This window comes from Ensifer sp. VA4 (assembly GCF_055710065.1).
Map to the genome: position 1 here is coordinate 213,781 of NZ_JBVQPO010000011.1, position 21,336 is coordinate 235,116.

Here is a 21,336-nt window from a genome sequence, read left to right on the forward strand (position 1 = left end):
CTTCACAGGGAAGGCCTACCTTAAGGCTGCCTTAAGGGAGCGCCTTAAAAGTTCGGCTCTCAAGAATGTGAGGAATAGCAATGCGAGTCCTGATCGTCGAAGACGACGATATCCTCAGAGACGGCTTGAAGGTGGGCCTGGCGCTGGCCGGCTTCACCACCGATGCCGTCGGCACCTGCGACGCGGCAGCAACCGCGCTCGCCGCCAACGGCTTCGACGCGATCGTGCTCGACCTGATGCTGCCAGACGGCTCAGGCATGGATATCCTCAAGGACTTGCGCTCCGGTCAGAATGACACTCCAGTGCTGCTGCTGACCGCCCGTGACACGGTTCGCGATCGGGTAGCCGGCCTCGACACCGGGGCCGATGACTACCTGGGAAAACCGTTCGACCTCGACGAGGTGGCAGCTCGGCTGCGGGCGTTGTCCCGGCGGTCTACGGGCCGCGCAACGGCTGCGCTCGAATGGGCGAGCTTGCGGCTCGATCCCGCTCGACGGTCGGTCGAACAGGCGGGCAGGCCGGTGCAGCTATCCCGGCGCGAATACTCCATCCTACATACGCTGATGGCACATCCCGGCCTCATCTTCTCGAAGACCAAGCTGGAAGACAGGCTCTACGGCTGGCAGGAGGAAATCGAAAGCAACGCCGTCGAGGTCCATATCCATCATTTGCGTAGCAAGCTCGGGCCCGGCCTGATCGAAACCGTCAGGGGCATCGGCTATCGCTTGGGCGGGGCCGGCTGATGCGGTCACTGCGCACGCGCCTCTTCGCCATCCTGCTGGTCACGACGGGCCTTCTCTGGCTTTCGGCCACGGTCTGGATCTTTCTCAGCACCCGCGCCGAAGTCGAGCGGGTGCTCGACGCACGGCTGATGGAGGCCGCGCGCATGGTGAATTCGCTGATTGTCAGCCCCGACATGTTGAAGGAAGAAGGCGACGCTGACGCCAACCGCCTGATACAAAGCGCGACCAAGATCCCGCTGCTCGAGCATCCGCACTACGATCGCCAACTCTCCTGTCAAATCTGGTCGCTGGACGGCACACTGATCGGCAAGTCCGACAGCGCTCCCGACACGACCCTTGCGCCACACGCGACGGGCTTCTCGGAAACCGTCATCAACGGTGAGACCTGGCGGGTCTTCGCGGTTGAGAACGCCAGCCTCGGAGTGCGCGTCCTCGTCGGCGACAACCTGCGTATCCGCGACCGGTTGGTCAACGATATGGTCAAGGGATTGCTGCTGCCGGCCCTGCTGATCATCCCGTTGCTCGCCGTCTTGATCTGGCTCAGCGTCGGGCGCGGTTTGGCACCGCTCAGGAAACTCGCCGGCGATCTCGCAGCGCGCGAGGCCTCCGATCTGCACGCGATCGAAGACCTCGGCACGACGCGCGAAATCAGCCCGGTTCTGAAATCCCTGAATGGTCTCTTCGCCCGTGTCGCCGGCGCCCGCGAGCGCGAACAGAACTTCATCGCCTTTGCCGCGCACGAGTTACGCACGCCCCTGGCCGGCCTGAAGACGCAAGCCCAGGTCGCGCTCGCGAGCGACGATGGCGAAATCCGCGAAAAGGCGCTCGGCCAGATCGTCGCCGGGGTCGACCGCACCGGAAAGCTGGTGCGACAATTGCTGGACATCGCTTCGGTTGGGGCCTCAGAGAGCGCCGAACCGGCAGCCGACTGCGATGTCGGTGAAATGCTGACGGCCCTTCGGACTGAACTCGTCGGCCAGGCTCACAGGGTCGATGTCGCCATCGACGCGCAGCTGTTCGGTCTCAGGATCGGCATGGATCCGAACCTCTTCCGGCTGGTGGCACGCAACCTCCTGGAAAACGCCCTCAACCATTCGCCGCCGGGCGCAACGGTCTCCTGCAGTTGCAAGATGGAGGTGGACCGCCTCGTCTTCGCGATCGAAGACATGGGACCCGGCATTCCCGACGAGGAGATGCCGCATGTTACCGAGCGCTTCTTCCGTGGCCGCTTCAAGACGGCGGTCGGCAGCGGCCTCGGCTTGAGCATCGTCGAACAGGCGCTGGATCGCACCGGCGCGGAACTCGAACTCCGCAATTGCCAAAGCGGCGGCCTGTCAGCGCGCATCGTGCTGCCGCCGAGCCTCGTGCGGTGAGCTTGCGCCAGAGCCGGACGTGCGGCTTTGCACAACTGTCTGCCGTTCCGCAATTCCCGCGGAAAACCGTTTCACCCTTCGCGACGCCGCCAGGACTCCCGGCAACTCAAACTAGCTCGAAAGAAGGCGTTGACCTCACGACCAGGCGTGACACGCTCAGGCGTGGGTCACTTCGGTCATCCGCGAGGACCATACTCCGGGTGGCGCGAGCCGAGAGGAGACGAGTCATGGCAGGGAACGGTAGCTACAACGGAACGTGCTTCTGTGGCGCAGTCGAGATCGAAGTGAGCGGCGACCCGACCGCCATGGGCTTTTGTCACTGCAGTTCGTGCCGGACGTGGTCGGCGGGGCCGGTGAACGCCTTCACGCTCTGGCCGCCGGAGAAAGTCCGGATCGTCAAGGGCGCCGATAATTTCGTCGGCTATCAGAAGACCGCGACGAGCGTGCGCAAATGGTGCAAAGTCTGCGGCGGTCATCTCATGACCGAGCATCCGCTGTGGGGCGTGACGGACGTCTCTGCTGCCGTCATCCCGGCATTGCCGTTCAAGCCCGCGCTCCACGTCAACTATCAGGAGACCGTGCTGCCAATGAAGGACGGCTTGCCCAAATATCGCGATTTCCCACCAGCTTTCGGCGGCACCGGGGAATTGATCGGGGAATGAGTCAGGCCGCGGCCGGAGCGGCGTTCTGCAGGTAGTGCTGCAGGGCGGTGCGGGTGTTGACGAACAGGCGATCGGGGCCGAGCTGATCGGCAAAACCGGAAGCCCGCACATAGGCGAGCACGTCCGGGTTCAGCTCGGCCAGCCAGACGGTAACCCCGTGTTCGCTGATGCGGCGCTCGCCTTCCATCATCATCTGCAGCGCGGAATACTCGATATCGAAGACGCGGCTCATGTCGAGCACGAGAATCCTGGGCTTGTGCTTGGCGACCAGCATCTGCGCCTGGTCTGCCACCTGCTGGGCATTGGCAAAGAACAGGCGTCCCTCCGGCCGAATAATCAGCAAGCCTTCAAAGGTCTCGTCGTCTGGATGATCCGGTGACAGCGGCCGGAGCCGATCGGTGCCACGCTTGCGGCCAACGACATGCACCTTCGGTGCCGAAGCCTGGCGGGCCAGCCCGATGAACGACAGGATGATCGCGATGATGATGCCTTGGAGCGTGCCGAAGAACAGCACGCCGAGGAAGGCCGCAAGCGCCCATCGAAACTCCATCCGCCTGACCTTGCGCACCGACCAGAAATCCGCCGGCTTGATGAGGCCGACCGAGTAAACGATGACGATCGCCGCGAGGACGGCCTGCGGCAACAGGCCGAGCAAAGGCGCCAGGACGAGCATGGTCGCCGCCGCGGCCGCAGCAGTGACCAGCGACGCCACTTGCGAATGCCCGCCGACGGCGCGCACGACGGCGGTTTGCGATGTGCCGCCACCGGCGCTCATAGCGCCGAACAAGGCACCGGCGAGGTTTGCGGCGCCCGTCGCCAGCAGCTCGCGGTTCGCCCTGATCGGCGGGTCGGAGGGAGCGGCAAATGCACGCCCGGCGGCGATGGTCTCGGTGAAGCTCATCAGCGCAATCCCCAGAGCACCGGGCAGAAGCTCTCGGGCGAGACCGAGGCTAGGCAGGGTGATCGACGGCAGCGACTGCGGAATGAAGCCGACGATGGAGACGCCGAGTGCCTCGAGACCGGCAAGCCAGGAAAGCGCAATACCCGCCGCCACGGCCAGAAGCGGCGCCGGCGAATGCGGCCAGAGCCGCTCCATCGCCAGCAGCGCCACCAGGGCGGCAGCCGCAATCGCCAAGGTGAGCGTCGAGGTTTCCGGCAAGTGGCCGACGATGCTGACGATATCCCGGAAGAAGCCTTCCTTGGTGATGTGAAGGCCAAGCAGCTTCGGCACCTGGTCGAGCACTATAACGAGGCCGATGCCGGCCTTGAAGCCGATCAGGACCGGCGAGGAGATGAAATTGGCGACGAAGCCGAAGCGGAGAACGGAAGCGAGGATAAGAATCCCGCCGGTCATCGCCGTCAGCGTCGCGGTTGCCGTTATCAGCCTGCCGGGATCGCCATCGGGGACGGCAAGCCCGAGCTGCGTTCCGGCGAGGATCGCAAGGGTGGTCGTCGACGAGACGCTCAGGACCCGGGAGGTGCCGAGAAGCGCGTAGACGATCATCGGCACGAAGGCGGTGTAGAGACCGACACTGACAGGCAGACCGGCGACCGTGGCATAGGCCATCGCCTTCGGCAGAACCACGGCAGCGGCCGTGAGACCTGCAATCACATCGAGCCGTAAACCCGTGGTGAAACCGCGACCGTCGCCGACAGGCGAATGCTCGTTCGATGCCATCCGGACCGCCCTCTGACAGAAGCTTTCATGAAGTAATTCTAAAGCGATAGCACTGGGTAAAAACCGTTGCAAGGAGCGCCGCGGCCGGAGATCGGACGTCGGTTCCCGTCTCTCAACGCAGCCGCTGGCAGGCTGCTCGACTTGCGGCTATCTTGACGGTGGCGGATGCGGAGCCGAGCGGGAATCCCGGCGACAGACGCGAAACGGGATCGTTGGCATGGCGGGCTTCCAGTCCCGCGAAAGGGAGGATTGCGTGGCGGCATCTCATCGCAGGAGCCATTCGAAAAGAATGCGGCGCCTGTTCTTCTCGAATCTTTACCAGCAGCTTCAGGTGCTGTGGCCGATCTTCTCCGCGATCCTGATCGTGATGACCGGATCCGGTGTCATCATCGGCCAGATCGAGGACTGGCGGCTCGATGAGGCTCTCTATTTCACCTTCGTCACCGGGCTGACGATCGGCTACGGCGACATCACGCCGAAATACCTGACCGCACGGGTGCTGGCTCTGGTGATCGGTTTTTCCGGCATCGTCCTGACGGGCCTCGTCGCGGCCATCAGCGTGCAGGCGTTGAATGCAACCAGCAGGAATGAATCGGACGATCGCTGAGGAGAGCGGATGCCAGCGTGCCCGCTCTCCCGCTGCAAGCCTGCCGCGGCTCAGCCGGCCACGAAGCGCCCCTCGGACACGATCTCGGAGAGGGCCTTGCGCGGGCTCGGCTGTTCGCGCTGCTTCAGGGCCTCCGGCAACAGTGCCTTGTCGCCCTGACGGCCGATCGCGGCGGCGGCCTCGATCCGGAAGTTTTCGGGCACTTCGAGTTCGGCCCGCGCGCGATCATAGTCGATGCCGGCCATACCGTGCGCCTGCCAGCCGGAATGGGCCGCCTGCAGGGCGAGCGCACCCCAGGCCGCGCCCGCATCGAAGGAATGGGTGTAGGAGGGCACCTCTTCGCTGGCGCCCGGCGGCAACAGCGACGTCTTCGACAGCACGAAAATGAGGGCCGAGGCTTCCTTTGCCCAACTGCGGTTGAACTCGTTCAGAAGGCCGAGCAGCTTCTCCCAGTCCCGTCCGCCGCGGCGAGCATAGACGAAATGCCAGGGCTGGGCATTGTAGGCGGATGGCGCCCAGCGGGCGGCCTCCAGGATTTCGAACAGCGCGGCCTCGGAAATCTCTTCGCCCGAATAGGCCCGCGGCGACCAGCGTTCGAGGAACAGCGGATTGATCGCGTGGTCCGCGACACGTGAATTCACATGCAATGTCATGGGGATGGTCCATTCATCGGCGACGCGCTGCCGCCGTTCGGGTTGGTCATTGGCGGCCGAAGCTTTCGTATCGATCGCAACGACTCCTCAAGGTCGAGATCTCATCGGAGAGTTCGGCGATACGGTTCCTGAGCTCATTGGCCGTTCCGTCCTCGATATCGTCGAAACCGAAACAGTCCCGCGCCTCGTGCAGTTCCAGCCGGCCCTGCAAGACCTCGCGGATTGCGCTCAAGCGCTCATATTGCCGCAGCATACTCATCTCAGACCTCGTTTCAGCAGTCGCCGCAACTCGCGCCGACCGGAGAGCGTTTCTGCCCGGCCCAATTCCTGACCGAGCTTCTCCGAGATTATCCACACAAATGGTAGATTAAAGGAAATCTGACCCAAAGAGCGGGCGAGACGTGAAAAAACTGCACCGCCTTTGGTTCATGCCGCAGGCGCAAGCGGCGGGGAGATGGATGGGTTTGCCGGCAACGCTGTCGCACCCTGCGGCATGGGTGGGACCTGGGCGATGGGAGGCTCGCCCAGGTCGGGAGACGTCAAGCGGTGGGCAGGTCCTTCGCGTCGGGGCGGTTGCCATCGAGGAAGCCCATGTCCCGCTTCAGATGATCCGACAGGTCCCTGACGTCGACGACATCAAGCACCGGGCGCTTCCGGGCGAACAGAAACGCCAGCCAGGAGCCCGCGGAAAAATCGTTTGTCGACGAAAAACTACGTACTTGAATGGTTGTCATAGCCATCATCCTCTTCATCAATCCGTCTAATGGACGGACCTTGAAAATGGTTATGAACCACATCACCTTCCAATCGAATTTCGCTCACCATACATAAGGCCATTTGATGCATAAGACACTTCCGCTCCCGCCATTGACGGCGATACGCGTCTTCGAGGCGGTTGCCCGGCATGGAAGCTTCACCAAGGCCGCAACCGAGCTCGGCATGACCCAGGCGGCGGTGAGCTATCAGATCAAGGTTCTCGAGGATCGTGTCGGCGCGCCTCTGTTTTTGCGCCGGCCGCGCCAGATCGCCCTGACCGAAGTGGGGCAACGGCTCGCACCCGCCGTGACGCAAGCCTTCGAGCAGCTCAGCGAAGCCTACGTGACGGCGCGCGGCGGTGCCCAGGGAACGCTGGTGATCAGCACGATCGCCACCTTCGCCTCCAACTGGCTGGCACGGCGCCTTGGCTCCTTCCAGATCGCCCACCCCTCGCTTGCCGTCCGCCTTCAAACCGAGCCCCACCTGGTCGACTTCAGCCGCGAAGAGGTCGATATCGGTATTCGCTCAGGCGGCGGCGACTGGCCGGGGCTTGCGGCACACCGGCTCATCAACGCCGATTTCACCCCCATGCTCAGCCCGAGCCTCGCCGCAAGCATCGGCGGGGTGAAAGAGCCGGCCGATCTCCTGCGTCTGCCGCTGCTCGATCCGGGCGACCCCTGGTGGGCCAAGTGGTTCATGGCCGCAAATGTGCCGGCCGAGGGCCTCTCGAGCCGTCCGGGCGCAAGCATGGGCGCACAGGTCTATGAGGGCAACGCCGCGACGGCCGGCCAGGGCGTCGCAATCCTGACGCCCGCCTTCTTTGCCGCGGAATTAGCCGATGGGCGCCTCGTCCAGCCCTTCGATCTCCTCTGTAACGACGACCAGGCCTACTGGCTGGTCTACCCGGAAACGCGGCGCAATTCGTCGAAGATCAGCGCCTTCCGTCAATGGATCCTGGGCGAGCTCGCAGCGTGAGCCCAACATTTTTGCCTCGTTCCGGAACTCTCGGGCATGCCCGGGAGTTGCATTCCCGAAGCGCCCATAACGAGGGTCACGGGAGCGATCATGCAACGCGCGCCGACGGAACAGTTCCGTTCAGCCACTGAGAACGCCTGGTGGACTGTCCATCGCGGCGATGGACCGATCGTCGGCACCGCGATCCACAATGGGCATGCCATGCGCAGCGACGCCCGGGCGCTGGTGGCCCTGACGGACGAGCAAAGGCTGCGCGAAGAGGACCCATTCACCGAGTTTATCATCCGGGATCTCGCCAACCGCATTGTCGTCCATCGATCCCGCTTTGAGGTCGACATCAACCGTGCCCGTCCCGGCGCGGTCTATCTCCAGCCGGCTCAGGCTTGGGGCCTTTCCGTCTGGCGGGAGCCGCCGTCGGCGGAGCTGATCGAGGCCTCCCTTGCCCTCCATGACGAATACTATGCCATGCTGCGGTCGATGCTGACGGCAATCGAGCGCCGCCATCAGCGATTCATCGTTCTTGACGTGCACAGTTACAACCATCGACGCCAGGGGCCGGAGGCCGAACCGGCCGATATCGCCGAAACACCCGAGGTCAATATCGGAACCTCGTCCATGGACCGGGTCAAATGGGCCGGCGTCATCGACACGCTGATATCAACCGTCAGCGCCACCACGGTCGCGGGCCGGCCGGTGGATGTGCGCGAGAACATCGCCTTCCAGGGGCGCGGGGAACAGACGCGCTTCATCCACGAGCACTTTCCCGATACCGGTTGCGCGATCGCGATCGAGTTCAAGAAAACCTTCATGGACGAGTGGACTGGCAAGCCGGATCTCGAAGCGCTGCGGTCGCTGCGCACACTGGTCGGATCGCTCGCTCCGGTCCTGACCGAGGCGCTCGCGAGGCAGCGATGACGGACCGGACACCCATGCTCGCCGGTCCTGGATCGGAGTGGCTTGATGAAGCCATTGTCCGACTGAAGAGTGGCCGTGCCGTGCGACGGGACTTCGGCGAGGGTGGACGGCTGCACATCGACCGCCTGCTTCCCTTCCTCTGCGTTCATATCACCGCCGAGCACCAGCAGCCGGTCGCGCGCGACATCGCCCAGGCGAATGCCGCCTATCTGCTGGCGCCGAGCGTCGATATCGCCGCCGCCGTCATCGAACGGGTCGGCCGCGTGATCGAAGAACGACTGGGCATGTTCATCGTTCTCGAATTTGCGGAACTCGAAAGCGACGATCCGCCCGCCAAGGACGCGCCTTTCCTGCCGCCGTTCCTGATCGAGGTTGTCGCCGGGACGACCGGCGCCGAGCAGATTGCCGCGAAAGCACTGATCGAGACAGCTGCAACGATCGAAGGAAAGTTCCGAACGCCACATGTGACGCTCGTCGAGCGAAACCCGGATGCGACCGCGCGGCGGAAATCCCTGGCGATCGACTATCCTCATCTCACCGTACGCTTCGCGCCGATCTATTGCGAGCCCGGCACCCGCCGCATCTATCCGCAATTGCGCGAGCGGCTGGTCGCAAGCGTCTTCGATGCCGGCCTTCGGGCCATCACAGCCTTCGCCCGCGCCAGGTCTGACGACTTCCGGATACCGACGCACCGTGCCCTTGGCCGGAAGGCCTTCGTCGATGCGGTCGTGCGCGCCGATCGCGGCATGGACGACATCGCCTCCAGCTTCGATTTCCTGCTCGCGGTAACGCCGATCAACGCCGAGGCCGCCTGGGCTGACTTCGCGTCGAGCGGCTTTTCGCGAAGTCCCCGCCTCTACTATCGCCCGCTGACGCTGCAGATCGAAACGGCCAAGCGCAAACTCTTCACCCTCAATTTCGAGCATCTCGAAGATCCGCTGCTCTACGCCCTCTATCGCGAAAAGCAGCAGGAAGTCGATCTCCAACTCTCGATGATTTCCGCCCGCGAGACCCGCAAATTCGTTGAACTCGGTCGCGCCCTCTACGGCCCGGTCGAAGACGAGCTTCTCGACGCCGCTTCCGACGTCCTTGCGGAAACCGCCACCGATGGCAACACGTCGCCGACATCCGACAACAAGCGCGGCTGCGACTACATAAGGGAGCGTGGGCAGGCGATGATATCAGCCTATCGGCGCCAATCGCCCGATTTCACCGCGTCCGTCGAAATTCGCGACGATCTGCCCGCCGGCCTGCTCGTTTCGCGTGGCCAATTGCTGATCGCCCGAAGCTCGGCACTCGACGCCGACCGCGTCGAGGCGCTGCTCAATCATGAGGTGGGCGTGCACCTGCTGACCTACTTCAACGGCTCGGCACAGGGTCTCAGGATTCTGCGCTCGGGCCTTGCAGGTTACGAGGGCATGCAGGAAGGGCTCGCCGTTTTCGCCGAATACTTGAGCGCCGGCATGACCGCAGATCGGCTGCGGGTGCTTGCGGCGAGAGTTGTCGGCTGCGCTGCCCTGCTCGACGGCGCCGAGTTTCCGGAAACCTACCGGATGCTCGTCGATGACCACGGTTTCGGGACCGCCGAGGCCTTCAACATTACGCTTCGCATCTATCGCGGCGGCGGACTGGTCAAGGACGCGATCTACATGCGCGGCCTGCTGCAGCTTCTCGACCACCTCGCCGACGGCGGCAGTCTCGAACCCTTCTGGATGGGCAAGATCGCCGCGTCGCATTTCGGTGCAATCCAGGAACTCAATTTGCGCGGCCTCCTTGGTGCCGCGGCCATTCGCCCTATTTTTCTCGATGACGTCAAAGCGCGCGACCGGCTTCAAAGAGCCGAGAGGGGAATGACCCCGCTCGACATGGTCGCAGACTAGAGCGCCGTGCGTTCCGATGAACGCACTGAGATCGCAGCATATGTCGGAGTCGGACCACTAGGAAACCGGATGCGCATCGCCTTTTTCGTCAACTCGATCGAGGGTGAAGAGACGTTTTACGCGACGACGTCGCTGGCGCTTGCAGCGCTCGCCCGCGGCCACGAGATTGCCTACATCACGCCCGGCGATTTCACCCTGAGGCCCGATGGCCGGCTGACGATCCACGCCCTGAAACTCGGTTCGGCGAAGCCGCCCAAGGCCGAGGCCTTCATCGCCGCATTGCGAAGCGGCGCCACACAGCACGATATCCTGGACATTGCCGAAATCCAGGTTCTGTTTCTCAGAAGCGATCCGTCGGAAGACACCGGCCCTCGCTCCTGGGCCGCCCACTCCGGCGTGATCTTCGGACGGCTTGCAGCCGAACGCGGGACAATTGTCGTCAACGACCCCGACGGCCTGGCACGAGCGCAGAACAAGCTCTATCTTCAGGGCTTCCCCGAAATCGTTCGGCCGACCACACTGATCTCAAAGCACATCGAGGAGATAAAGGCTTTTGTCGACGAGCACCCCGGGGGCGTCATCCTCAAGCCGTTGCAAGGCTCCGGCGGCAAGAACGTCTTCAAGGTCAGTTCCAGCCACGAGACGAACCTCAATCAGATCTTCGAGGCGGTCTCCGAGATGGGCTATGTGATCGCGCAGGAATATCTGCCGGCAGCGACCGAAGGAGACGTCAGGCTGTTCCTGATGAACGGCCGGCCGCTCAAACGCGGCGATACCTATGCCGCGGTTCGGCGCGTCCCGGCGGACGGCGAGCTGCGGTCCAACATGCATGTCAACGGCAGGCCGATCGCCGCGGTGATAACGCCCGAAATGCTCGCCGTCGCCGAACAGATGCGTCCCAAGCTGGTGCGCGACGGCATGTTCCTTGTCGGGCTCGACGTGGTCGGCGACAAGCTCGTCGAGGTGAATGTCTTTACCCCCGGGGCCCTGCCCGAGATCGCCGAGCTTACCTCGATCGATTTCAGTGAGGATATCGTGGCGGCGCTTGAACAGAAGCTCGACATCAAGCGGGCCAACGGCGGCACCCTTTCCAATCGCGAGCTTGCTACCCTCTGACCTGCAGTCAGTGCCCGCGGCAGTTCCACCTGCCCGGCGATCGGGGAAATCCTGCCTTTCGCACTGTCAAAACCCCGCTCGCGCGGTATAAGCGCCGCGCAGCCCGGGCATCTTCGTGCTCCCAAACAAAGATCACCGGCTGTCGCCGGCGCGTCCAATTGGACGCCCTCCCAAGGCCCAAGCTCCGGCGTCAACGACATCATGAGGTTAAACCATTGGCAGGTATCATCACCAAGGGCTCTGAGCCCGCGCGCGCGGTCTCATCCGCGTCATCGGACGCCACGGGCTATCGATTTGCCCTCTTCGCACTCACCTCACTGTTCTTCATGTGGGGCTTCATCACGTGCCTGAACGACATTCTGATCCCGCATCTGAAGAACGTCTTCTCGCTCAACTACACGCAGTCGATGCTGATCCAGTTCTGCTTTTTTGGCGCCTATTTCATCGTCTCGCTTCCTGCCGGCGCGCTGGTCAAGCGCATCAGCTACAAATGGGGGATCGTGCTCGGTCTCGTCATCGCCGCGGTCGGCTGCGCGCTCTTCGTACCGGCGGCAAGTTATCGCATCTATGCGCTGTTCCTCGGCGCTCTCTTCGTGCTGGCGAGCGGCATCACGCTGCTGCAGGTCTCGGCCAACCCCTATGTGACCGTGCTTGGTCCGCCGGACACGGCCGCAAGCCGCCTGACGCTGACCCAGGCCTTCAACTCCCTCGGCACCACGCTCGCCCCGATGTTCGGCGCGACGCTGATCCTGTCGGCTGCGGTCGTCGCGACTGCCGATCCGACGCCAGAGCAACTTGATGCTCTAAGGCTCGCGGAAGCGAGCGCGGTCAAGCTGCCCTATCTGCTCCTTGCCGCCGCCTTCCTGCTGCTTGCGGCGCTTTTCGCCGCCCTGAAGCTGCCGACCGTCGAAGTGCATGACGAGATCGAGCCGATCACCGACGCCAAGTCGGCCTGGCACTATCGGCACCTGGTTCTCGGTGCGATCGGCATCTTCGTCTATGTCGGCGCGGAAGTCAGCATCGGCAGCTTCCTCGTCAACTTCCTGAATCAGCCCGACATTGCCGGCCTCTCCGAAGCCGACGCCGCCCACTATGTGATGTATTTCTGGGGCGGAGCGATGATCGGCCGGTTCATCGGCGCGGTTGCGATGCGCTTCGTCGACGACGGCAAGGCGCTCGCCTTCAACGCGGTCGCAGCGATCATGTTGCTGCTCCTCACCGTCTTTGCCGGCGGCCGCGTTGCCATGTGGTCGGTCCTGGCGATCGGGTTCTTCAACTCGATCATGTTCCCGGCGATCTTCAGCCTGGCGCTCTACGGTCTCGGGAAATACACGAGCCAGGGCTCGGGCATCCTGTGCCTGGCGATCGTCGGCGGCGCGCTCCTGCCGCTGATCCAGGGCGGACTTGCCGACACGCTCGGCATCCATCTCGCCTTCCTGATGCCCGTCGCCTGCTATGCCTATATCGCCTTCTACGGCTTGAAGGGGCACAGGCCGACCTGATTACGAAAATCCGCACTTCGCCGCCGCGGCGGCGAAGTGCCTCATGCCGGAACAGCGCCTACAGCGACTCGTCGACGATGACGACAGGACGCCCCATCGAGCAAGCCTCGACACGCGCCTCGACGCGGTAGACGGAGCGCAGCATGTCCGCGGTGATGACCTCATGGGTCGGACCGCTCGCGAGCACCGAACCGCCGCCGATGACGATCGTGTCGTCGCAATAGCGCAGCGCATGGTTCAGATCGTGCAGCGCGATCAGCACCGCCATTCCCGATTGCGCCGACAGGCGTTTCATGAAGCCGAGCACCTCGATCTGGCGGAAGAGATCGAGCGCCGAGGTCGGCTCGTCCATCAACAGCACTTCGGGCTTACGCACCAGGGCCTGGGCAATGGAGACGAGCTGGCGCTGGCCGCCGGAGAGCTCGCCGAGGCCGCGAAAAGCGAGATCGGCGATCCGCAGTTCTGAAAGCACCCGATCGATCTCCGAGAGCTCGCTGTCCTTCACCTTCCAGCCGGAGCCCTGCTTGGCCGACAAGAGCACCGATTCATAGACTGTGAGCACGGCATTGGCGCCGGTATCCTGCGGCATGTAGCAGATGCCCTCGGTCCCCTTGGCGGTGTCGGACAGATGGACGGTTCCGGGCCCGGACGTCAGGCTTGCTATGCGCTTGAACAGCGTCGACTTGCCGGCCGCATTCGGACCGATCACCGCCGTCAGGCCGCCGCCTCTGAGCACGCCGGTATTGACGTCGGACAGCACGGTTCGCCGGCCATAGGTCGCGCCGACTTTTTCCAGCGTCAGGCTTACCATGCGCGCCTCCTATTGGTGAAAATCAGCACGAAGAAGAAGGGCACCCCGACGAGTGCGGTGATGACGCCGATCGGCAGCACGGCACCCGGGATCAGCATCTTGCTGACGACGGAGGTGACCGAGAGCAAGAGTGCCCCGCACAAAACCGAGGCGGGAAGGAAGAAGCGCTGATCTTCTCCGACCAGCATCCGGGCGATGTGCGGCGCGACGAGGCCGACGAAGCCGATCGTGCCGACGAAGGAAACCGGAATCGCCGCAAGCAGGCTCACCGTCATCATCGCTTCGAGCCTTAGCCGGCGAACATTGATGCCGAAACTCGCCGCCTTGTCGTCGCCGAGCCGAAGCGCCGTCAGCGCCCAGGCGTGCCGTGCGAAGAGCGGCAGAGCGAAAAGCAGCACGGCACCGGTGATCCAGACCTTCGGCCAGGTTGCCTTGGTGAGGCTGCCCATCGTCCAGAACACGACAGCGGCCAGCGCCTGTTCGGAGGCGAGATATTCGAGCAGCGACAACGCGGCATTGAAGGTGAAGACGAGCGCGATGCCGAGCAGCACGATCGTTTCCACCGTGACGCCGCGCATGGTGGAGGCGAAATGGATGAAGAGTGCTGCCAGCATCGCCATCAGGAAGGCGTTGATCGGCACCATGTATTGAACCGCGACCGGAAAGACCGCGACGCCGGCAACGAGGCCGAGGGCCGCGCCAAACCCGGCAGCGGCGGAAATGCCGAGCGTGAACGGACTTGCGAGCGGATTGGCGAGGATCGTCTGCATCTGCGCGCCCGCGACCGACAGCGAGGCGCCCACCGTCACCGCCATCAGCGCGATCGGCATGCGGATGTCCCAGATGACCACGCGAAGCTGGTCGCTCACCGTGTCAGGCCGAAACAGCGCCGTCAGCACGTCGGCGAGCGGATAGTTTGCAGGTCCGAGGGCCATGTCGACTGCGACCGATGCAAAGAGCGCGCCGATGAGACAGAAGATCAGCACCAGACGGCGCAGAACGAGGGCGCGGTAGCGCCCTCGTCCCTCAATGCCGGAAATATGGTCGGTCATGGCAACCATCATTCACCCCCTGTCGCAAGCGAGATGAAGTAACCCGGGCGATAGATCACCGGCAGGAACTTCTCATGAAACTCGCGGAAGGTCCGATCCGGATCGATGTCGGCGAAAAGTTCCGGGTGGAACCACTTGGCGAATTGCTGGATCGGCACGAACTCGTAGGGCGCACCATAGAACTGGTGCCAGACCGCATGCACGTTGCCCTCCTTCACCGCCTTCAAGCCGGGAAAGCCCGGGCGCTGCATCAGGCCGCGCAGCCGCGTCTCAGCCGCTGCTGCATCGGCACCGCGGCCGACGCTGACGAACTGGTTGAGATCGGATTCGGCCGACCAGTTGCTGCCGGTGATGATGACATGGTCCGGATCGCTGACGATGAGTTGCTCGGGATTGAGGTCCCCGAAGGTGCCCTTGATGACGTCCGAACCGATATTGTGGCCGCCGGCCTTTTCCACCATCTCGCCGAAATTGGCCGGACCGAAGGTTCGGCAGCAGGCGAATTCGCCGGTGATGCCGGGCGAGCGTTCGATGAACACTTTCGGACGCGCAACCGCCCCGGCCTTGGCCAGCCGGTCGGTCACCAGCGCGATCTGGGCGTTGCGGTATTCGATGAATTCGCGCGCCCTTGCTTCGGCGCCAAAGAGCTGGCCGAGGATTTCGACGGATTTCTCGCTGTTGGCCGCCGGATCGACGCGGAAATCAACATAGACGACGGCAATGCCGGCAGCCGCGGCCTTTTCGATGAAGCCAGATTCTTCGACTGCATCTCGCGCTTCGAGGTTCAGCGTCAACACGTCAGGCTTGAGCGCAATAGCCGCTTCGAGGCTGAAATCCCCCGTCGGGATATAGCCGAAGCGCGGCAGCTTCTCGATCTCGGGGAACCGCTCGACATAGGCGGCGTAGGAATCCGGATCCTTCTTGATGAGATCGTCGCGCCAACCAACGATCGTATCGAAGACCTGCACCCCCTTCAGCGCCGCGGCGATGTGAATCTGTCGCGCCTCGCCAAGCAGTATCCGTTTGGCGGGCAGCGCCATTTCGACCCGACGGCCGGTGACGTCGACGATTTCCGCAGCGCCGGCCGGCAGAGCCGCCAACACGACCGCCGCAATCATCGCGGACGCGATTTTCCTGAAGATCGACATTCTCATACCTTTCGATCGCGGCGCCGGCGGCCTCCCGTTCCGCTAGCCGCCGATGCAGTTACTTGCTGGTCGTCAGCGAAACGAAGTAGCCACCCTTGTAAGGAAGCGGCAGGAAACGCTCGTGCAACTCCCTGAACGTCGCCTCCGGGTCGAGATCGGCAAAGAGGTCGGGATGCAGCCACTTGGCGATCTGCTGGATCGCGACGAACTGGTAGGGGTTGTTGTAGAACTGGTGCCAGATGGCATGGACCTGGCCGTCCTTGACCGCCTGCACGCCGGTAAAGGCCGGGCGCTTGGTGAGGTTTTCGAGCTTGCGGACGGCTTCCTTTTCATCGGCACCGTAGCCGACGCCGACCCAGGCCCCCCCCCGGCACATAACCCTGCCAGTTGCCGCCGGTGATGATGATCTGCTCCGGATTTGCGGCGATGATCTGCTCCGGATTTACCGTGCCGAATGTGCCGGGAATGATGTTCTTCGCCATGTTCACGCCGCCGGCGAATTCGACCATCTTGCCGAAATTCTCGTTGCCGAAGGACATGCAGCAATCCTCGGAGTAACCGCCGGCGCGCTCGACGAAGACGAGCGGCTTCTTCGGATTGGCCTTCGCCAGCACGTCGGTCACCTTGGCGATGTTCTCGGCGCGGAACGTGATGAACTCTTCGGCCTTTTCCTCCTTGCCGAGAAGCTTGCCCATCACACGCATGCTCGGCTCGGTGTTTTCCATGGGCTTTTCGCGGAAGTCGACATAGACGAGCGGGATGCCGACCTTGGCGAGCTTTTCGATGTAGCCGGCCTCTTCCGTCGCCGTCTTGGCATCGACATTCATCAGGACGACATCGGGCTTCAGCGCCACCGCCTGCTCGATGTCGAAGGTCCCGTCCTTCATGCCGCCGAAGGTCGGCAGCTTGGCGATGTCAGGGTATTTCGCGAGATAGGCGGCGTAGCTTTCAGGATCCGCCTTCGCCAGGTCGTCGCGCCAGCCGACGACGCGCTTGAGCGGCTCATCGCGGTCGAGGGCGCCGAGGAAATAGATCTGGCGCCCTTCACCGAGGATGACGTGCTCGACCGGTACATTGACCTCGACGTCGCGACCGGTGACATCTCTCAACGTCACGACATCAGCGAAGGCTGCCGTTGAAAAAAGCACGCAAAAGCCCGTGGCGGCCGCGGCCACCCTGTTGAAAAACTGCATTGTTTTCTGCTCCGCTGGGAAAATCGACGCGATCTAATGTTTCATGACTTTATTAGTCAACATTTATCTTTTAGAACGCCTCCAAACAAGGGCGAGCGGTATCGATATGAGCGATGTAACGGATCGGCAGAACTACAACCTGCGGGATGAAATCAAGGCCTACTGGTCGGAACGCGCCGCGACCTTCGATCTGTCGCCAGGACATGAGGTCTTCTCGGAGGACGAGCGCGCGGCTTGGCACAGGCTGTTTCTACGCCATCTCGGACCGGGGTCCGGCCGCAGCGCGTTGGATCTTGCAAGCGGCACCGGCGTCATTTCGCACCTGCTCGATGATCTCGGCTTCAAGGTGCAGGGCCTGGACTGGGCCGAGCCGATGCTCGAACGCGCCCGTGAAAAGGCCCGCAAGCGGGGTCGTTCCATCCGTTTTGGTCTGGGTGACGCCGAAAACACCATGGAACCCGATGACCACTACGATGTCGTCGTAAACCGGCATCTCGTCTGGACGCTCGTCGATCCGGCCGCAGCCTTCACGGAGTGGCTTCGCGTTCTCAAACCGGGCGGAACCCTGCTGATCGTCGATGGCGACTTTGTGAATACCAGCGGGCTCGAGCGGTTGTTCTCGAAGCTCAGTGCCTGGGGACAACAACTCGGCGTGTTCAAGTCGGAAACGCCGAGCGGCTCATCACAGATGATGGCGACGCATCGCAGCATCCTCTCGCGCGTTCACTTCTCTGAAGGTGCGCGCGCCGAGGCCGTCGTCGTTCTTCTGCAGAGGGCCGGATTTGTCGATATCGAGGTCGATACCGATCTTGGCGAGATCCATCGCACCCAGGCGAGGAACTGGAATGTCTTCAAAGGTCTGGCGCGGCAGTCACAGCACCGCTACGCCATTCGCGCCGCAAAACCGTAGTTGTTCCGTCAGTCCGTAGGGGCATCCGAGATCTAGCCGCCGACGCGTTCGGCGAGACGCCGCAGGCCTGGAATGTCCTTGAGCGTCAGCTTCTGCCGGCCGCCCTGGACGAGGCCCTGGCCTTCCCAGGCGCTGAGGATGCGCGAGACCGTATGCAGCGTCGTTCCCGTCATCTCGGCGATATCCTGGCGCGAGATCGGGAAATCGATGCGGATACCGCCACCATCGGGCTTGCCGGCCTGCTCGGCCAGCCGCAGCACCGTGTGGGCGACGCGGCGCTCGACCTCTTCCGTCGACATTTCGCGGATGCGGGTATGCGCCTCGTCGAGACGCTGGCCGATCGTATGCATGGCGTTGACGGCAAGGTGGGGGTTCTTCTCGACGAAAACGTTCCAGAGCTCCGTCGGCCAGGCGAGAACGAGGCTCTCGATTGCTGCCGTCGCGGTTCCCGGGTAGTCGCTGCGCTGGAGCGCACGGGCAAAGCCGAAAAGATCGCCGGGATTGACGACCCGGACGATGATCTGCTGCCCATCCTTGGTGACCTGGGTCACCTTCAGCCGACCGTGCAGCAGCAGGAAGAAGAAATCGGCTGTCGCACCTTGTTCGAACACCGCTTCGTTCTGCGGAACGCGCCGCACCGTGGCGCGCGTCAGCAGCGAATCCAGTTCCGGATCGCTCATCTTCTGGAACAGAGGGAGCGATTTGACGAGTGTGCGATCAAGTGCAGCCACTTTGGCCCTATATCCTGCCGTTTGAGTTGCCCTGATGTAGCACAGCCCAGGACCCTGCAAAAGGACCAGAGCGCCGCACGACCGGTCAGACGCACAAAGGTCGCGGCAGCACCTCGAATACCACATGTTCTTGCCCCTGGACCGGCGGCGATCCAGGGGCAAAAGCATGTATTGGATCCATGCCGGCTGAGGCGCGAGGACTTGGCGGCTCTACCGGCCGCGCCGTGTCACCCAGCGCCCTGGAGCCGGCGTTCGAAGGCATAGAGCAAGGCCGAATACCAGCGACCGTCGCGCACCAGCCGAAAGCCGAGATTATCCGGCGGTACGCCGACGGCGCAGCCGCCGCTTTTCGGGTCACGGATAAAGAAGCTCATCGACGCCCGGTGCTTGCCGTTGACGACGAAGATGCCACAGGCAGGAGACTCCTTCAGCACCTCGCCGTCTTCGCCGATGGTGACGCGGCGGTGGCAGGTCTCGGTCCATTCCCAGACATTGCCGTCCAGGTCTGCAACCCCATACTCGTTTTCGCCGAAAGCGCCCGATGGCTGCGGCATCGGGTTCTCTGCGCGCTGCCGGCTCGCTTCGCGCTCGTAGTCCGCCAGCCAGCGCAGCGCCGGATTGTCCTTGGTGCCGTCGATCCCGAGCGCATCGTCTGGAAACTTGGAACCGGCGGCAAAGGCCCACTGCTGGTCGGTCGGAAGGCGCCAGACCACACCGGTCTTCTTCGTCAACCACGCCGCATATTCAGTCGCATCGGTATAGTTGACCCCGGTCATCGGCACACCCGGCAGGCCCGCGCCATGCCCGCCTTCCGGCTGCTGGCAGGCGCCGTCGGCAACGCAGCGTTCATAGTCCTGACGCGTCACCTGGTATTTCATGATCTCGAGCGGCTCCTTAAGCGCTGCGACGACGATGGGCGCATCGACGGCAAAACCGTTCTTCAGGAAGTGTCCCTCTGCCCGATAGCTCATTTCACGCGGCGCGATCGTCACGGTCACCGGTGCCTTGACCGACAGGTCGACGCCGTCCTTGAGATCGTCGAACAGCCCCACCTTCGCCGAAAGCCCGCCGCCGATGGCGACCAGAAGAACGGCCGGCGCTGCGAGCGACAGGAGCGAAACCGCAGATTTCTTTTTGCTGGGCATGGGAGGTCTCCGGGGAAACGGCACGCGCTGGCAGGCGCGTGCCCTTGGCGTGTGGGGTCGCTGAGACCGCGGCCCCACGGTTACCTTGCTTCAGGCTACATCGACGCCGGCTTGACGACCGAAGTCATGAGGTCGTCGTTCCATTCGCCGGTGACCTTGAAGTGGCCAGCAGCACCCAGTTCGAACGCTTCGATCAGGTTGTGGTTGACATAGGCGTACACACCCGGCTGGCGGAAGGTGTAGAAGGCAGCGCCCGCGGTTCCGCCCGGAATGAGCCAGGTTTCCTGGTCGAGGTCCGGCGGATTGCGGAACTTGCCGGTTGCCCAGACATAGTCACCATGTCCGCCGATCAAGTGCGGCCGCGTATCGCGGTTGGCCTGCGAATGGACGACGAGCACGCGCTCGCCCACGGCCGCGGTCAGGGCATTGTCGCCGGTCAGCGCGCCGACCGCGCCGTTGAAGACGATGTGGGTCGGGGTCAGCGTGCGCATCGCCTTCACCGCATCTTCATAGGCTTCGCCGGGGGTCTCGTATTTCTTGTAGTTCCCCGCCTCGTCCTTCGGCACGTAGAAGTCCTGTTCGCCGACATAGTAGACCTTGTCATAGGTCAGCGGCTGGCCCTTCTCGTCCTTCAGGCCTTCACGCGGTAGCACCATGATGGCGCCGTTCATGCCCGATGTGACGTGCCAGGGCACCATGCCTTCAGGCGCGCAATGGTAGACGAAGACGCCGGGCTTGGTGGCCTTGAAGCGAAGCGTCGTCTCCTCGCCCGGGTTGACCTGGGTCAGCGCGCCACCGCCCAGAGCGCCGGTCGCGGCGTGGAAGTCGATGTTGTGCAGCAACGTGTTGGTCGCCGGGTTGATCAGCCGCAGTTCGACATAGTCGTTTTCATGCACGACCATCAGCGGGCCCGGCACCGAGCCATTGAAGGTCATCGCGTGGATCTCGGTGCCCTCACGGTCGATCACCAGCTTCTTTTCCTCGATCGTCATGGTGAATTCGACGACGCGGGGTCCGGTCTTGGCGACCTGCTCGTGGGCATGCACGAAAGGCGGCTTGACGAGATCGACCTTCACGCGCGGCAGGGTCGAGATGTCGACGGGGGCAGCACCCGCTGCCGTGGCGGCACCGGCCGCCTTAGCCTGCGCGGTATGGAGAAGCGGCGCAACCGCGCCCGCCAGGGCAGCACCGGCAAGCATAGTCCGGCGGGTCATCTGAAGTTGTTCAGTCATCTTGCTCTCCTTCGACGCACTCCAGCGGCCGGAATTGGCCTTCTGCGAAACGCGCCTGTATTCAACGAGTTAGGGTGGGCGACGCCGACTTGGGCAGCCTCACCTCCGGTCTCGACCACCGGTCCCCCAGCAGTCACAAGAAAAGTAGAACCGGAGACGAATCGCGTCTTTGTCTTGGAACAAATCCTTTCGCGGAGATCGCTTTTCTTTGCCGCCGCATGAACGCACATGGCGGAGCCGGGTAACAATACTTG

Annotated in this window: 20 protein-coding genes and 1 pseudogene; 10 read left to right on the plus strand and 11 right to left on the minus strand. The window is 63.2% G+C overall.

The features are described 5' to 3' along the window. The first annotated feature begins 80 nt into the window (after positions 1-80). The 3 genes from AC0C6X_RS20540 to AC0C6X_RS20550 all read left to right on the plus strand — a co-directional run bounded on the left by AC0C6X_RS20540 (position 81) and on the right by AC0C6X_RS20550 (position 2,778). Positions 81-743, plus strand: a complete 663-nt coding sequence (locus tag AC0C6X_RS20540; RefSeq protein WP_173519613.1) for a response regulator — start codon at positions 81-83, stop codon at positions 741-743. Beyond that, on the plus strand, positions 743-2,116 hold the full coding sequence (locus AC0C6X_RS20545; protein WP_173519612.1) for an ATP-binding protein: 1,374 nt from the start codon (positions 743-745) through the stop codon (positions 2,114-2,116). Before AC0C6X_RS20540 ends, AC0C6X_RS20545 begins: the two co-directional genes overlap by 1 nt. 227 nt (positions 2,117-2,343) lie before the next feature. Beyond that, positions 2,344-2,778: a GFA family protein gene (locus AC0C6X_RS20550; RefSeq protein ID WP_173519611.1), complete on the plus strand. Its 435-nt coding sequence runs from the start codon at positions 2,344-2,346 to the stop codon at positions 2,776-2,778. Between the two features lies 1 nt (position 2,779). Here the strand turns inward: AC0C6X_RS20550 and AC0C6X_RS20555 are convergent, their stop codons facing one another. Beyond that, positions 2,780-4,456, minus strand: coding sequence for a SulP family inorganic anion transporter (locus tag AC0C6X_RS20555; protein WP_173519610.1), 1,677 nt, complete (start codon positions 4,454-4,456; stop codon positions 2,780-2,782). A gap of 289 nt (positions 4,457-4,745) precedes the next feature. Between AC0C6X_RS20555 and AC0C6X_RS20560 the strand changes: the two genes are divergently transcribed. Continuing rightward, positions 4,746-5,063, plus strand: coding sequence for a potassium channel family protein (locus tag AC0C6X_RS20560; protein WP_173519609.1), 318 nt, complete (start codon positions 4,746-4,748; stop codon positions 5,061-5,063). Between the two features lie 50 nt (positions 5,064-5,113). Here AC0C6X_RS20560 and AC0C6X_RS20565 read toward each other — a convergent pair whose 3' ends face one another. From AC0C6X_RS20565 to AC0C6X_RS20575, 3 genes are all read right to left on the minus strand, one after another. Then, entirely contained in the window at positions 5,114-5,716 is a 603-nt protein-coding gene (locus tag AC0C6X_RS20565) for a nitroreductase family protein (RefSeq protein ID WP_210266651.1), read from the minus strand. Between the two features lie 46 nt (positions 5,717-5,762). After that, a complete protein-coding gene (locus tag AC0C6X_RS20570; protein WP_376741701.1) occupies positions 5,763-5,975 on the minus strand; it encodes a hypothetical protein in 213 nt (70 codons plus the stop codon). A gap of 280 nt (positions 5,976-6,255) precedes the next feature. Further along, the gene (locus AC0C6X_RS20575) at positions 6,256-6,456 is read right to left on the minus strand and encodes a hypothetical protein (RefSeq protein WP_247959175.1); all 201 of its coding nucleotides are present in this window, start codon (positions 6,454-6,456) and stop codon (positions 6,256-6,258) included. 100 nt (positions 6,457-6,556) lie between these two features. Between AC0C6X_RS20575 and AC0C6X_RS20580 the strand changes: the two genes are divergently transcribed. From AC0C6X_RS20580 to AC0C6X_RS20600, 5 genes are all read left to right on the plus strand, one after another. Beyond that, positions 6,557-7,447, plus strand: a complete 891-nt coding sequence (locus tag AC0C6X_RS20580; protein ID WP_173519607.1) for a LysR substrate-binding domain-containing protein — start codon at positions 6,557-6,559, stop codon at positions 7,445-7,447. Positions 7,448-7,537: 90 nt separating this feature from the next. Beyond that, positions 7,538-8,362 carry an N-formylglutamate amidohydrolase gene (locus AC0C6X_RS20585; protein ID WP_173519606.1) on the plus strand — a complete coding sequence of 275 codons (825 nt, stop codon included), beginning with the start codon at positions 7,538-7,540 and terminating at the stop codon, positions 8,360-8,362. Then, a complete protein-coding gene (locus tag AC0C6X_RS20590; RefSeq protein ID WP_472954840.1) occupies positions 8,359-10,242 on the plus strand; it encodes a flavohemoglobin expression-modulating QEGLA motif protein in 1,884 nt (627 codons plus the stop codon). The genes AC0C6X_RS20585 and AC0C6X_RS20590 overlap by 4 nt, the downstream gene beginning before the upstream one ends. A gap of 69 nt (positions 10,243-10,311) precedes the next feature. After that, positions 10,312-11,358, plus strand: a complete 1,047-nt coding sequence (locus AC0C6X_RS20595; protein WP_173519604.1) for a glutathione synthetase — start codon at positions 10,312-10,314, stop codon at positions 11,356-11,358. A 227-nt stretch (positions 11,359-11,585) separates the two neighbouring features. Next, the gene (locus AC0C6X_RS20600) at positions 11,586-12,860 is read left to right on the plus strand and encodes a sugar MFS transporter (protein ID WP_376741722.1); all 1,275 of its coding nucleotides are present in this window, start codon (positions 11,586-11,588) and stop codon (positions 12,858-12,860) included. A 58-nt stretch (positions 12,861-12,918) separates the two neighbouring features. On the opposite strand, the gene AC0C6X_RS20605 is transcribed toward AC0C6X_RS20600, so the two are convergent. The 4 genes and pseudogenes from AC0C6X_RS20605 to AC0C6X_RS20620 form a co-directional block, all read right to left on the minus strand. Continuing rightward, positions 12,919-13,671 carry an ABC transporter ATP-binding protein gene (locus AC0C6X_RS20605; RefSeq protein ID WP_173519603.1) on the minus strand — a complete coding sequence of 251 codons (753 nt, stop codon included), beginning with the start codon at positions 13,669-13,671 and terminating at the stop codon, positions 12,919-12,921. Continuing rightward, positions 13,665-14,735, minus strand: coding sequence for a FecCD family ABC transporter permease (locus tag AC0C6X_RS20610; protein ID WP_173519602.1), 1,071 nt, complete (start codon positions 14,733-14,735; stop codon positions 13,665-13,667). Before AC0C6X_RS20610 ends, AC0C6X_RS20605 begins: the two co-directional genes overlap by 7 nt. Beyond that, positions 14,732-15,841 (minus strand): ABC transporter substrate-binding protein, encoded by a 1,110-nt coding sequence (locus tag AC0C6X_RS20615; RefSeq protein WP_432704696.1) that lies wholly within the window; start codon positions 15,839-15,841, stop codon positions 14,732-14,734. The genes AC0C6X_RS20610 and AC0C6X_RS20615 overlap by 4 nt, the downstream gene beginning before the upstream one ends. 88 nt (positions 15,842-15,929) lie before the next feature. Next, positions 15,930-17,064 (minus strand): annotated as a pseudogene (locus tag AC0C6X_RS20620) (ABC transporter substrate-binding protein). Positions 17,065-17,170: 106 nt separating this feature from the next. Here AC0C6X_RS20620 and AC0C6X_RS20625 point away from each other — a divergent pair. Continuing rightward, positions 17,171-17,974: a class I SAM-dependent methyltransferase gene (locus tag AC0C6X_RS20625; RefSeq protein ID WP_173519599.1), complete on the plus strand. Its 804-nt coding sequence runs from the start codon at positions 17,171-17,173 to the stop codon at positions 17,972-17,974. Positions 17,975-18,006: 32 nt separating this feature from the next. On the opposite strand, the gene AC0C6X_RS20630 is transcribed toward AC0C6X_RS20625, so the two are convergent. From AC0C6X_RS20630 to nirK, 3 genes are all read right to left on the minus strand, one after another. Beyond that, a complete protein-coding gene (locus AC0C6X_RS20630) occupies positions 18,007-18,705 on the minus strand; it encodes a Crp/Fnr family transcriptional regulator (protein ID WP_247959178.1) in 699 nt (232 codons plus the stop codon). A gap of 227 nt (positions 18,706-18,932) precedes the next feature. Further along, a complete protein-coding gene (locus AC0C6X_RS20635) occupies positions 18,933-19,850 on the minus strand; it encodes an SUMF1/EgtB/PvdO family nonheme iron enzyme (protein WP_173519597.1) in 918 nt (305 codons plus the stop codon). A 95-nt stretch (positions 19,851-19,945) separates the two neighbouring features. Further along, entirely contained in the window at positions 19,946-21,082 is a 1,137-nt protein-coding gene (gene nirK / locus AC0C6X_RS20640) for a copper-containing nitrite reductase (protein ID WP_173519596.1), read from the minus strand. Between the last annotated feature and the right edge of the window lie 254 nt (positions 21,083-21,336).